General features: G+C 59.2%; 11 protein-coding genes. 2 read left to right on the forward strand and 9 right to left on the reverse strand.

What is annotated here, in order from left to right:
- Positions 1–28 precede the first annotated feature (28 nt).
- Positions 29–763 (forward strand): DUF881 domain-containing protein, encoded by a 735-nt coding sequence (locus tag E308F_RS01895; RefSeq protein ID WP_141263038.1) that lies wholly within the window; start codon positions 29–31, stop codon positions 761–763.
- Positions 763–1491 carry a DUF881 domain-containing protein gene (locus E308F_RS01900; protein ID WP_141263041.1) on the forward strand — a complete coding sequence of 243 codons (729 nt, stop codon included), beginning with the start codon at positions 763–765 and terminating at the stop codon, positions 1489–1491. The genes E308F_RS01895 and E308F_RS01900 overlap by 1 nt, the downstream gene beginning before the upstream one ends.
- A 13-nt stretch (positions 1492–1504) precedes the next feature.
- Here the strand turns inward: E308F_RS01900 and cimA are convergent, their stop codons facing one another.
- The 9 genes from cimA to ilvD form a co-directional block, all read right to left on the reverse strand.
- Entirely contained in the window at positions 1505–3094 is a 1590-nt protein-coding gene (cimA, locus tag E308F_RS01905) for a citramalate synthase (protein WP_141263044.1), read from the reverse strand.
- A gap of 3 nt (positions 3095–3097) precedes the next feature.
- The gene (leuB, locus tag E308F_RS01910; protein ID WP_141263047.1) at positions 3098–4171 is read right to left on the reverse strand and encodes a 3-isopropylmalate dehydrogenase; all 1074 of its coding nucleotides are present in this window, start codon (positions 4169–4171) and stop codon (positions 3098–3100) included.
- Positions 4164–4664, reverse strand: coding sequence for a 3-isopropylmalate dehydratase small subunit (locus E308F_RS01915; RefSeq protein ID WP_141263049.1), 501 nt, complete (start codon positions 4662–4664; stop codon positions 4164–4166). Before E308F_RS01915 ends, leuB begins: the two co-directional genes overlap by 8 nt.
- Positions 4665–4806: 142 nt before the next feature.
- The gene (gene leuC / locus E308F_RS01920; RefSeq protein WP_141263051.1) at positions 4807–6069 is read right to left on the reverse strand and encodes a 3-isopropylmalate dehydratase large subunit; all 1263 of its coding nucleotides are present in this window, start codon (positions 6067–6069) and stop codon (positions 4807–4809) included.
- A gap of 389 nt (positions 6070–6458) precedes the next feature.
- Positions 6459–8006, reverse strand: coding sequence for a 2-isopropylmalate synthase (locus E308F_RS01925; RefSeq protein ID WP_141263054.1), 1548 nt, complete (start codon positions 8004–8006; stop codon positions 6459–6461).
- Positions 8007–8031: 25 nt separating this feature from the next.
- Positions 8032–9714, reverse strand: a complete 1683-nt coding sequence (ilvB, locus tag E308F_RS01930) for a biosynthetic-type acetolactate synthase large subunit (protein WP_141263057.1) — start codon at positions 9712–9714, stop codon at positions 8032–8034.
- Positions 9698–10216 carry an acetolactate synthase small subunit gene (ilvN, locus tag E308F_RS01935; protein ID WP_141263060.1) on the reverse strand — a complete coding sequence of 173 codons (519 nt, stop codon included), beginning with the start codon at positions 10214–10216 and terminating at the stop codon, positions 9698–9700. The genes ilvB (E308F_RS01930) and ilvN overlap by 17 nt, the downstream gene beginning before the upstream one ends.
- Complete coding sequence (gene ilvB, locus E308F_RS01940) at positions 10216–11898, reverse strand: biosynthetic-type acetolactate synthase large subunit (RefSeq protein ID WP_172613507.1); 1683 nt, start codon at positions 11896–11898, stop codon at positions 10216–10218. The genes ilvN and ilvB (E308F_RS01940) overlap by 1 nt, the downstream gene beginning before the upstream one ends.
- Before the next feature lie 129 nt (positions 11899–12027).
- The gene (ilvD, locus tag E308F_RS01945; protein WP_141263062.1) at positions 12028–13686 is read right to left on the reverse strand and encodes a dihydroxy-acid dehydratase; all 1659 of its coding nucleotides are present in this window, start codon (positions 13684–13686) and stop codon (positions 12028–12030) included.
- Positions 13687–13694 lie beyond the last annotated feature (8 nt).

Below are 13694 nucleotides of genomic sequence, written 5' to 3' on the forward strand. Positions count from 1 at the left end.
TAAAATAGCGCTAAAGGAGGAGTCCGTGGTGCGCAAAATTTATCTCTCCTTGCTCCTCATCAGCCTTTTATCCGGGCTCCTGGTAGCCTGGCAGTGGCGTTCCCATCTGGCCACCGCAGCTCTGGAACAGCAAGACCCCGCACTTATTGATATTATTCATTCCCTGGAAAAAGAAGACGCCTCCCTGGAAAATACCATCGCTACCCTGCGCAGCCAGATTGAAGCCATCCAGAAGGAACGCTCCCAAGGAAAGGGGCGCCTGGCCCAGCTGCAGCAGGAAATTGAAGCCCTAAAACTGGCTGCCGGCCTAACTCCCGTAACTGGGCCGGGGATCATCGTTACCCTGGATGATAATATTGCCGGCGCCCAGGCGGCCAAAAACAGCTCACCGACAACTTACAAGCCGGAAGACTATATAATTCATGATAAAAATGTCCTCTACCTGGTCAATGAAATAAAAGCAGCCGGCGCCGAGGCTATTGCCGTCAACGGCCAGCGGGTTGTCACCAGCACGGACATCCGTTGCGTCGGCACCGTCATCCTGGTGAATTCCACCCGCCTGGCCCCGCCTTACGAGGTTCAGGCCATTGGCAATCCCGATGTCCTGGAGGCGGCCGTCCAAAGGTCGGTGGACTTCTCCTTCTTGAAGAGCCGCGACTTCCCGGTCAAGGTGACCAAATCCCTGCACCTGACCCTGCCCGCGTATAAAGGCGGTTTCTCCCAGGACTACGTCCGGCTGGTTAAAGCTGGGGGGCAGCAGTAATGATGACACGAAAACGCTGGCCTGTTTCCCTGACCGTTGTCTTCTTAATCCTGGGTTTACTTTTATCGCTCCAGTTTCGTACCCAGCGGCTCCTGGCCAGCTCCCTGGAAGCCCAGAAAACCGAAGATTTGGTGGCCATGTGGAAAAATTTGAGCAGCAAGCGCAGCCAGCTCCAGGACGAGATCGCCCAGCTCCAGCAGCAACTCTTTACCCTTAAAGCCGGTTCCGGCCAGGATAGTGACGCCGAAACGGCCCTGGAAAAGGAGCTGACCCGCCTGCAGGTAATTACCGGCATCATTCCTGTCAAAGGCCCGGGGATTACGGTTACCATTACCGGCGACGCCCCTCTCCTCTACGAGGATTTGGTGGACATCGTTAACGAACTCTGGGCCTCCGGAGCCGAAGCCATCGCCATCAACGACCACCGCATCAGCGCCTTTACTGCCATTGCCGATAAAGAAGAGGGGTCGCGGGTTTACATCACCGTCGACGGTGAGAAGCTCCTCTACCCCATTGTCATCAAAGCCATCGGCGACCCCCATACCCTGGAAAAGGGTTTAACCTTCACCGGCGGGTTAATCGAGACCCTCAACAACATGTTCAATATTTACCCTGACATTAAAAAAGAGCAGGACCTGCAGCTGCCGGGAACTTCCCTGCCCCGCTGGCAGTATGCTAAGCCCGTGCCCCCTGATAAACAAGCGCCAAAGGAAAGCCAGGCAAAATAAAGGCCTGGCTTTTTTACGTGGCTGCCGCTTTTTTGTTTAACTCCCGGGACTGCTTTAAGAGGGCGTATTCCATGCTGTCCAGCAGGGCTTCCCAGCTGGCCTCGATGATGTTGGTAGAGACGCCGACGGTATTCCAGGAGCTGTTGCCATCCCGGGACTCGATAAGGACCCTCACCCTGGCGCTGGTGGCATCCTTCTCATCCAGGACGCGCACCTTGTAGTCCGTCAGGCGCATGCGGCCGATGGCCGGGAAAACTTCCTCCAGGGCCTTGCGCAGGGCGTTGTCCATGGCATTGACGGGGCCGTTGCCTTCGGCCGCCGTATGGACTACCTGGTCACCCACCTTGAGTTTTACGATGGCTTCGGCGATGGCTTCCTGGCCGGGCCGCTTTTCCACCAGGGTCTTGACATACTCTACTTCAAAGGGCTGTCGGTATTCCCCCGTTGTTTTCCGTAAAAATAATTCCAGGGAAGCGTCGGCCCCTTCAAACTGGTAGCCCTGGCGTTCCATTTCCTTGATGCCGTTTATTAGGGCTTGCTCCTTTTCCGGAGAAAGTTCCAGTCCCATCTCTTCTGCCTTGCAGCGCAGGTTGCTGGCCCCGGCCTGGTCCGACATTAGTATGCGCCGCTCGTTGCCCACCAGCTGGGGACGGATGTGCTCGTAGGTTTGGGAAGCCTTTAAGACAGCGCTCACATGGATACCGCCCTTGTGGGCAAAGGCGCTGTAGCCGACAAAGGGCTGGTTGCCGGCCGGCACCACATTGGCAATCTCGCTGACATAGCGGGAGACTTCCGTGAGAAAGCTCAATTGCCCGGGGGGCAGGCACTGGTAGCCCATTTTCAGCTCCAGGTTGGGCAGTACCGAACATAAATTGGCATTGCCGCAGCGCTCGCCGAAACCGTTGATGGTCCCCTGCACCTGGCGGCAGCCGGCGGTTACGGCGGCCAGGGTATTGGCCACGGCCAGGTCGCCATCGTTATGGGTATGGATGCCCAGGGGGACCTGGAGCTCCTGGCGTACCCGGGCTACAGCGGCGGCGACATCACCAGGCAGGCAGCCGCCGTTGGTATCGCACAGGACCACCCAGCTCGCCCCAGCAGCCGCCGCGGCCTTTAAGGTAGCCAGGGCATAATCGGGGTTGGCCTTGAAGCCGTCAAAAAAATGCTCGGCATCAAAGATTACTTCCAGACCCGCCGCCACCAGGAAGGCGATACTGTCGGCAATCATGGCCAAGTTTTCCTCCAGGGTCGTCTCCAGGGCCGCCGTTACATGAAGGTCCCAGGCCTTGCCGAAGATGGTGGCCGCCTTCACCCCGGCCCGCTTGATGGCCAGCAGGTTGGCATCTTCCTCAGCTTTCCCGCCGGGCTTCCGGGTGCGGCCAAAGGCTGCGAGTTTTGCCCGCTGCCATCCAATCTCCCTGGCCCGTAAGAAAAACTCCATATCTTTCGGGTTAGCCCAGGGCCAGCCGCCTTCGATATAATCCACACCCAGCCGGTCCAGGCGGGCGGCAATCTTTAACTTGTCTTCTACCGACAGGCTGATGCCCTCACCCTGGCTGCCGTCCCGGAGGGTGGTGTCGTAGACGTAGATCTTCTCCGCCATGGGCTATCCCTCTTGCAGTTCCCGCCGCACCAGGGCACCCATTTCCGCCGTGCCCACCAGGGTGGTCCCCGGCACGTAGATATCCGCGGTACGGTAACCCTGGGCCAGCACCCGGCCGACGGCGGCCTCCACGGCTGCCGCCGCCCCGTCCATCTTGAAGGAGTACTTGAGCATCATGGCCGCCGAGAGGATGGTCGCCAGGGGATTGGCCTTTTGTTGCCCGGCAATATCCGGGGCCGAGCCGTGGACCGGTTCATAAAGGGCGGTCGTCCCGCCGATGCTGGCCGAGGGCAGCATGCCGATGGAACCTGTCAGGACGGAAGCCTGGTCGCTTAAAATATCGCCGAAGGTGTTTTCGGTCACAATCACATCAAATTGGGTAGGCCGGCGGACCAGCTGCATGGCGCAGTTGTCCACATACATGTGCTCCAGGGTGACCTCGGGGAACTCGCCCTTAAGCCTCTCTACCGTGTCCCGCCACAGCCGCGAGCTGGTGAGAACGTTGGCCTTGTCAACGCTGGTTAAGTGGCAGCGACGGCTACGGGCTATCGCAAAAGCCAGGCGGGCAATGCGCTCTATTTCCGCCGTGGAATAGAGCATAGTGTCGTAGGCTACCTCGCCTGTATCCGTTTTTTCCCGCTTTTTCGGTCCGAAATAAAGGCCGCCCGTAAGCTCCCGGACAATAATCAGGTCGGTACCGGTGACTATTTCCCGTTTTAAAGGCGAAGCCTCCGCCAGGGGTTCAAAGAGGTAGGCCGGCCTTAAGTTGGCATAAAGGCCAAGCTCCTTGCGCAATGGCAGGAGGGCGGCCGTTTCCGGGCGCTCTTCCGGCGGCAGGGCATCCCATTTAGGACCGCCCACCGCCCCCAGGAGCACGGCATCGCTCTGGCGGCAGAGGTCCAGGGTTTCCGGCGGTAAAGCCTGGCCGCGGGCATCAATGGCCGCTCCCCCTACCAGGGCCTCGGTAAATTGAAACTCTATCCCTGCGCGGCGGCCGACAACCTCCAGGACCTTTACCGCCTCCGGGACAATCTCGGGACCAATACCGTCACCGGGCAAAACGGCGATTTTATACATGCACCTTCACCTTCCTGGCCACGTAGGGCATCAGCCCCCCCGCGGCTATGAGTTCCTGCATAAAGGGTGGGAATGAGGCCACCGGATAGGTCTCCCCCCTGGTGAGGTTGACTATTTCTCCCTTTCCGGCATCAATCTTTACCTCGTCACCGGCCTTGATCCCCGCCGCTGCCTCCGGGGACTCAAAGATGGGCAGGCCGATGTTGATGGCGTTGCGGTAGAAGATGCGGGCAAAGGAGGCGGCGATGACCGCCGCCACCCCGGCGGCTTTGATGGCCACCGGCGCGTGCTCCCGGGAACTGCCGCAGCCGAAGTTTTTCCCGGCCACGATAATCTCCCCTTTTTGCACCCGCCCGGCAAAGGTGGGGTCGGCGTCCTCCATGCAGTGGCGGGCGAGTTCTTCGGGGTCCGAGGTATTCAGGTAACGGGCCGGAATGATGGCGTCGGTGTCGATGTCGTTGCCGAAGGTGTGGCACTTGCCTGCTATGAGCATCTGGATCATCCTCCGTAAATGAGATGTGAGATGTGGAAAGTTAGAGGTGGGATGTGCTTCTTCACAAAATAGGCAGACAATAGGGGGCCGGCATCAGCTGTACACTTGCTCTTCCCACTTCCCACCTCACACTTCTCACTTCTCAAATAGCCTCCTCGGGAGCGGCGATTCTCCCTTTAACGGCGCTGGCGGCGGCTACTGCCGGGCCGGCAAGATAGACTTCGCTCTCCGGATGGCCCATGCGGCCCACGAAGTTGCGGTTGGTGGTGGCCAGGGCCCGCTCGCCTTTGGCCAGGATCCCCATGTGCCCGCCCAGGCAGGGGCCGCAGGTGGGCGTGGATACGGCGGCGCCGGCTTCGATAAAGATGTTGATGAGCCCTTCGGCCAGGGCTTCCGCGTAGATCTTTTGGGTGCCGGGTATGACGATGAGCCTTACTTCCGGGTGGACCTTTTGCCCTTTTAAAATCTGCGCCGCCACCCGCAGGTCCTCCAGGCGGCCGTTGGTGCAGCTGCCGATGACTACCTGGTCGATTTTGATCTCTCCTATTTCCCTTACGCTCCGGGCGTTCTCGGGCAGGTGGGGCAGGGCTACCTGGGGCTCGATTCTGCATACGTCGATGTCTATTTCCCGGGCATACCCGGCGTCGGGGTCGCTCTGGTAGATGCGGTATTCCCTTTGCAGCCGGCCCTGGATGTATGCTATGGTCTTTTCGTCCACCGGGAAGATGCCGTTCTTGGCCCCGGCTTCGATGGCCATGTTGGCCATGGTGAAGCGGCCATCCATGGAAAGTTCGGCTATGGCTTCGCCGGTGAATTCCATGGCCATGTAGCGGGCGCCGTCGACGCCGATTTGTCCTATGGTGTAGAGGATGAGGTCTTTGCCGCCGACCCAGGGCTTAAGCTTGCCGTGGTAGCGGAAGAGAATGGTCTCGGGTACTTTAAACCACAGCTCGCCGGTGGCCATGGCGGCGGCGAGGTCCGTGGAGCCGACGCCGGTGGCGAAGGCCCCCAGGGCCCCGTAGGTGCAGGTGTGAGAGTCGGCCCCTATGACCAGGTCCCCGGGGCCGACCAGCCCCGCCTCGGGCAGCAGGCAGTGCTCGATGCCCATGCGGCCGATTTCGAAGTAGTGGGCAAGCCCCTGCTCCCGGGCGAAATCGCGCAGGATTTTCGCCTGCTCGGCGGACTTGATGTCCTTGGCCGGGGTGAAGTGGTCCGGCACCAGGACCACCCGCTCCGGGTCGAAGACTCGCTTCAGGCCGAGTTTCTTGAACTCCTGGATGGCTAGCGGTGCGGTGATGTCGTTCCCCAGGGCCAGGTCTATCCTGGCGTTGATGAGCTGGCCCGGCTCCACCTTCTCTAAGCCGGCGTGGGCGGCCAGGATCTTTTCGGTGATGGTCATGCCCATGGCGTTCCCTTCTTCCTCCGAAAATAGGGTTCTACTCAAAAAAGGTTATTGCTGGCGCACACTTTGCTACTGGCTGGCGGGTACAGGCGGCAGGCTCCGGTGGTTCTCGGCTAGCAAACTATGCGCTCAGCCTTGCTCGGCGGCGGGGGTGGCCCGGCTTTATCGATTTGAGCAATAATAACGGAGCACGATACTTCTCGTTCCTAAAGTCACGTTGCGCTCCCCATCCCGTTCACCGCCGCCTCCCTGCGGCTTCGCTGAGTTTGCTAACGCCTCGAACCAAGTCGCCTTCCGCCTGTACCCATCAGCCCAATACTCAGCTGCAAACAAGAGCCGTCCTGAACTATCATGGTTCGCTCCTTCCTGTGCTCCGATTCAAACTTCCTGTTTCATGCTTCCAAAACCTGCAGGTTCTCTTCCCCAATCTCGTAGACGACCTTATTAATGGCGTTCACGTAGGCGCGGGCGCTGGCTTCCAGGACGTCGGTGCTGATGCCCCGACCGATGAACACCCGGCCGGCATACTCAACCTTGACGGTTACCTCGCCCACAGCGTCTTTGCCGCCGGTAACGGCATTTAGGGCGTAGGATTTAAGGCAAACAGGAATGCGCGTTATCTTGTCGATGGCCTTGAAGGCGGCGTCCACCGGTCCTTCGCCGCAGGCCGCCTCTTCCTTTAATTCCTGATCCATCCGGAGCCCGATGGTGGCCGTGGGTACCACCCGGTTACCCGTAGAAATGTGGATATGCTCCAGGACGAATTTTTCGGGTATCTGTTTGATTTCGTGCTCGACAATGGCTTCCAGGTCGCGGTCGGTAATCTCCTTCTTGCGATCGGCCAGTTCCTTGAAGCGGGCAAAGGCTTTGTCGAGTTCCGCTTCATTGAGTTTAAAGCCCAGTTCTTCCAGGCGGCTGCGCAGGGCATGGCGGCCGGAGTGCTTGCCCAGAACAATATTGTTCTGCACCAGGCCGATCATGGTCGGGTTCATAATCTCATAGGTGGTGCGCTCCTTCAGGACCCCGTCCTGGTGGATGCCGGCTTCATGGGCGAAGGCGTTCTTGCCCACGATAGCCTTGTTATACTGGACGGGCATGCCCGTCAGGCTGCTCACCAACCTGCTGGTGCGGTAGATCTCCTCGGTAACAATGCCGGTGTGGCAGCCGTAATAGTCGCGGCGGGTATAGAGGGCCATGACCAGCTCTTCCAGGGCCGTATTGCCGGCCCGCTCGCCGATGCCGTTGATGGCCCCTTCTACCTGGAGGGCACCGTTCTCAATGGCCGCCAGGGAATTGGCCACCGCCAGCCCCAGGTCGTTATGGCAGTGGACGCTGATTTGCACCCGGTCAATCCCCGGTACCCGCCGGCGAATCTCGGCGATAAGGCGGCCGAACTCGGCCGGGGTGGCATAGCCGACGGTGTCCGGAATATTGAGGACGGTGGCCCCGGACTCGATGGCTGCCGCCAGCACCTGGCACAGGAAGTCGATATCGCTTCTCGAAGCGTCTTCCGGGGAAAACTCCACGTCCTGGCAGTAGCTTTTGGCCCGGGCCACCCCTTTACGGACGGCGGCCAGGACCTCTTCCCGCGTCATGCGCAGCTTGTATTGCAAATGAATGTCGGAAGTAGCAATAAAGACATGAATCCGCGCCCGCCTGGCTTCCTGCAACGCCTCCCAGGCGCGGTCGATGTCCCGGTCATTGATCCGCGCCAGGCCGGCGATCACCGGACCTTCTACTTCCCGGGCTATGGCCCGTACGGCTTCAAAGTCGCCGGGGGAGGCAATAGGGAAGCCGGCTTCAATGACGTCAACCCCCAGGCGGGCCAGCTGGTGGGCGATTTTCAGCTTTTCCTCGACGTTGAGGCTTACCCCGGGCGACTGCTCGCCATCGCGCAGGGTGGTATCAAAGATATAAATCCTTTTGCTGGTATCCGTCAAGTCACATCAACCTTCCTTGGCCAGTTTATTCCGGCAGGAGCATTTCGTTCAGGGCGGCTCCATTCAGGACCATGGGGTAAACCATTTCCTCTTCGCTGATCAGGCATTCGATAAGGGTGAGACCACCATCCTGCATTGCCCGCGCCAGCACCGGTACCACTTCTTCCTGTTTAGTAATACGCAGGCCGGTTGCCCCATAGCACTCTGCCAGGCGGACGAAATCGGGGTTGGCCGTAAATTTCACCGCCGTATACCGGCGCTCGTAGTAAAAATGCTGGAGCTGGCGCACCATGGCCAGGCTCTGGTTGTTGAAAAGCAAAATCTTTAAGGGTAATCCCTGCTCCACGGCCGTACCCAGCTCGGCCATTCCCATCTGGAAACTGCCGTCGCCGGTAATGACCCACACCTGCCTGTCGGGCCGGGCCAGGGCGGCGCCAATGGCTGCCGGCAGGCCGTAACCCATAGTGCCCAGGCCACAGGAGGAAATAAAGGTCCGGGGCTCGGTATAGCCGTAAAAGAGGGCCGCCCACATCTGATGCTGGCCGACGTCGGTAGTAATAATGGCACGGCCGCGGGTCATTTCTCCCAGGCGCTCGATGACCCACTGGGGCCGCACCTCACCGCCCCGGCCGTAGGTGAGGGGATAATTATTGCGTAAGCTCTTGATGCGCTCCAGCCACTCCGGGTGCCTGGCGGTCTCTACCAGGGGGAGGAGTTCCTTCAGGACACAGCTGATATCCCCCACCAGGGGCAGATCTACCCGCACGTTTTTACCGATTTCTGCCGGGTCAATATCCACATGGGCTATTTTAGCCTGGGGTGCAAATTTTTCTATGGCCCCTGTCACCCGGTCGTCAAAGCGAACCCCCAGGCCCACCAGCAGGTCGCATTCCATAACGGCGTGGTTGGCATAGGGTTTGCCGTGCAGGCCGACCATCCCCAGGGAAAGGGGGTTATCTTCAGGAAAGGCCCCCAGGCCGGTAAGGGAGGTAGCCACCGGTGCCTGGATTTTTTCCGCCAGTTCCTGCAGGTATCGTTCCGCCCCGGAAGCCACCACCCCGCCACCGGCAAACAGGAGCGGCCGCTCGGCTTCCTGGAGGAGCTTTGCCAGGGAACGGAGCTGGCCCGGATGACCCTGGTAGGTAGGTTTATAGCCCCGCAGCTCAACCTTCTCCGGAACCGGTGCCTGGCAGGGAGCCAGGGCTACGTCTTTAGGGATATCTACCAGCACCGGCCCGGGGCGGCCTGTACCGGCGATATAAAAGGCCTCTTTAACAATGCGGGGTAATTCCTCCACATCCTTGACCAAGTAATTATGCTTGGTAATGGGAATAGTGATCCCGGTAATATCGGTTTCCTGGAAGGCATCGCTGCCGACCATACTTGTGGGCACCTGGCCGGTAAAGATTACTACCGGGACGGAATCCATATAGGCCGTAGCAATTCCCGTTACCAGGTTGGTGGCCCCGGGACCGGAGGTGGCAAAGCAGACGCCCGTCCTGCCGCTGGTGCGGGCGTAACCGCTGGCGGCGTGGACGGCATTCTGCTCCTGGCGCACCAGGACATGACGAATGGGAGTCTGCGCCAGCTCATGGTACAGGGGCAGGACGGCACCGCCAGGATAGCCAAAGACCAGTTCCACGCCTTCAGCCTGGAGGACCTCCATTAAGGCCCGAGCTCCGGTGCGTTCCCTAATCTCCTGTCCCATTACCGCTAGCCTCCATTCCTTTGGTTTTCGCCCCCCGCAGCATGGCGATTTTACCCGTACGTACTACTTCCCGGATACCAAAGGGGCGCAAGGAGTTTTCCAGGGCATCAATCTTATCGGCATCGCCGGTAGCTTCGATAATCAGGCTGTTGCGAGCAATATCGACGATCCGCGCCCGGAAAATGTCAACTATCTGCATAATCTCGCCCCGGACCGCCGGCTCGGCATTAACCTTAATGAGCATCAATTCCCGGCCCACATGGGGATCATCGGTTATATCGCTGAGCTTGATGACATCGATGAGCTTATTGAGCTGCTTGCAGACCTGCTCGATAATCTGCTCATCGCCATCCACCACAATGGTCATGCGGGAAACGGATGGGTTCTCCGTACGGCCTACAGCCAGGCTGTCGATATTATAACCCCGGCGGCTGAAGAGACCGGCCACCCGGGTTAAAACCCCGGGGCGATTTTCCACCAGAACCGAAAGGGTACGTTTCACTACTGCCTACCTCCCGTCACCATCTTGTTCAGGGTACCACCCGGGGGCACCATGGGGAAGACGTTTTCTTCCGGGTCGATTAAGATATCCACCAGGAAGGGCCCATCTGTCTCCAGGGCCTCCTGCAGGGCCGGGACGACCTCCTCCCGGGCAGCCACCCGCCGGGCCGGCAGCCGGTAAGCTTCAGCTACCTTGACAAAATCCGGGTTACCGGCCAGCTCGGAATAAGCATAGCGCCGTTCAAAGAAGAACTCCTGCCACTGGCGTACCATTCCCAGATAACCGTTATTGAGAAGGATAATCTTTACCGGGATACGATAATGGTTTAAGGTGGCCAGTTCCTGGATATTCATCTGGAAGCTGCCATCACCGGTGATGGCCACGACGGTTTCATCAGGCCTGGCTACAGCCGCCCCCATGGCTGCCGGGACACCAAAGCCCATGGTCCCCAGGCCGCAGGAGGAGAGGAAGGCCCGCGGCCGGTCCACGGGATAATACTGCACCGCCCACATTTGGTGCTGGCCTACGTCGGTGCTGATGATGGCCCGGCCCCGGGTTAGGCGATAGATTTCTTCAATCACATACTGGGGTTTCAGGCCGCACTTATCATAGCGTAAGGGATGCTCTTCCTGCCAGCGCCGAATTCTTTGGCGCCAGGCCGGGTGCTCCCTTTTTTCAGTGAGCCTTCCCAGCAAGGCCTGCAGGGCCTGCCTGGCATCGGCGACGATGGGGATATGGGCCGGGACAACTTTGCCGATCTCGGCGGCATCAATATCGATATGAATGATTTTCGCTTGCGGGGCAAAGGCCTCGATTTTCCCCGTTACTCTATCGTCAAAACGGACACCGACACCGATAATCAGGTCCGTCTCACAGACGGCGTAGTTGGCAGCGACCGTACCATGCATCCCGACCATGCCGGCAAAGAGGGGATGGGTTTCCGGGAAGGCCCCCTTGCCCATCATGCTCATGATTACGGGAATATCCTGTTCTTCAGCCAGCTGCCGTACTTCTTCATGGGCCCCGGATGTAATCACCCCGCCTCCGATAAAGAGCAGGGGTTTTTCGGCAGCAAGAATGGCAGCAGCAGCCTGGGCCACCTGCAGGGCATGGGGTTCCACCCGGCTACGGTAGCCGGGCAGGCGTAACCTGGGGGGGTAGTGAAAGGCCGCCCGCTGGGTGGTGACATCTTTGGGAATATCGATGAGGACCGGGCCGGGCCGGCCGGTAGTTGCCACGTAGAAGGCCTCATGGATGGTTGCCGCCAGATCCCTGACGTTTTTGACCAGGTAGTTGGCTTTGGTAATGGGCAGGGTAATGCCGGTAATATCGGCTTCCTGGAAGGAATCCCGGCCGATCATGGCTACACCGACCTGGCCGGTGATGGCAATAATGGGAATAGAATCCATATAAGCGTTAGCTATCCCCGTTACCAGGTTGGTAGCCCCCGGTCCGGAAGTGGCTATACAAACACCGGGTTTCCCGGTGGCACGGGCATAACCTTCGGCGGCATGGGCGGCTGCCTGCTCATGGCGGGTTAAAATATGGCGGATGCTGGATACTGCCAGTTCATGATATAGGGGTAAAACCGCTCCTCCCGGAATACCAAATACAGTATCCACACCTTCCGCCTGCAGGGCTTTAATGATGATTTCGGAACCGGTTAATTTTTTTGTTTCCACGCGATCCCCAATGGTTGAAGCACTCCTTTGCGCTTTAAGATAGATTCTTTCACTTTTTCCTGATTTGGAAGGGTTTGTTTTACGCTCGTTTCCAAATAAAACCTTCCAGGTTCGCGGTCAACCAGAACTTTACTCCAATACCGCGCCCCTGGCCCCGGAGCCCACCATCCGGGCATAGCGGGCCAGGTAGCCGCTGGTGATCTTCGGCGGCGGCGCCTGCCACCTGGCCCGGCGGCGGGCAATTTCTTCTTCCGGCACTTTCAATTCTAACTTGCCGGCCTCAATATCAATGGCAATGATATCGCCTTCTTCCACCAGGGCAATGAGGCCTCCTGCCGCCGCCTCGGGCGAGACATGGCCGATGGAGGCGCCCCGGCTGGCACCGGAGAAGCGACCGTCGGTAATCAAAGCCACGGAGCTATCCAGGCCCATACCGGCCAGGGCGGCTGTGGGGCTGAGCATTTCCTGCATGCCCGGCCCGCCCCTGGGCCCTTCATAGCGAATAACGACAACATCGCCGGGCTTAATCCTTTGCCCCATAATAGCCGCAAAGGCGTCTTCCTCGCTGTTAAAGACCCGGGCCGGCCCTTCATGCTGCATCATTTCCGGCAGGACGGCACCTTTTTTAACCACCGCTCCTTCCGGGGCGAGATTCCCGTACAGGACGGCCAGTCCTCCTTCAGGGCTGTAGGGGTCCTCGACGGGCCGGATGACTTCCCGCCGCCTTACCTCCCGGCCGCTAACGTTTTCCGCCACCGTTTTAGCGGTTACCGTCAGGGCGCTGCCATCAATCAGGCCATGGCGGTAAAGCTCGTGCATAACCGCCGGGATGCCGCCGGCCTCATCCAGGTCCTGGATATGCTGGCTGCCGGCCGGGCTCAGTTTACAGATCTGAGGCGTCCGCCTGCTGATGGCGTCGAAGGTGCTCAAATCAAGTTCCACACCTGCTTCCCTGGCAATGGCCGGCAGGTGGAGGCAGGTGTTGGTGGAGCCACCCAGGGCCATATCTACAGCTACGGCATTGAGAAAAGCAGTTGTTGTCATGATATCCCTGGGTCGAATATTTTCCTCCAGCAATTCCATAATGCGCATTCCGGCCTGCTTCGCCAGCCGTACGCGGGCCGCGCTGACGGCCGGGATGGTACCGTTGCCCGGCAGGGCCATCCCTAAGGCTTCCGTCATGCAGTTCATGGTATTGGCTGTAAACATCCCCGCACACGAACCGCAACCCGGGCAGGCGCACTCCTCCAGCTCGGCCAGTTCGGTTTCCGTCATTCTACCCGCCTGAGCGGCGCCTACAGCCTCAAACATGGTGCTTAGAGAGACATCCCTGCCGCGGTAGCGACCGGCCAGCATGGGGCCGCCGCTGACGAAAATAGATGGGATATTTAAACGGGCCGCGGCCATGAGCATCCCCGGGACGATTTTATCGCAGTTAGGGATAAATACCAGGGCGTCAAAGGGGTGGGCAATGGCCATTACTTCAATCATGTCGGCAATGAGTTCCCGGCTGGCCAGGGAATACTTCATGCCCACATGGTTCATGGCTAAGCCGTCGCAGACGCCAATAGTGGGAAATTCCAGGGGCGTCCCGCCGGCCAGGCGAACCCCGGCTTTAACTGCTTCGGCTAAGGTATTTAAGTGAATATGACCGGGAATAAGTTCGTTATGGGCGTTAACAATACCTATAAGCGGGCGTTCAATTTCAGCGTCGGTGAGGCCCATGGCCTTCAAAAGCGACCGGTGAGGGGCCCTGGCCAGTCCTGTTTTCATAGCATCACTGCGCATAGTATCTC

This window comes from Moorella sp. E308F (assembly GCF_006538365.1).
In the GTDB taxonomy this organism is placed as follows: Bacteria; Bacillota; DSM-521; order Neomoorellales; family Neomoorellaceae; genus Neomoorella.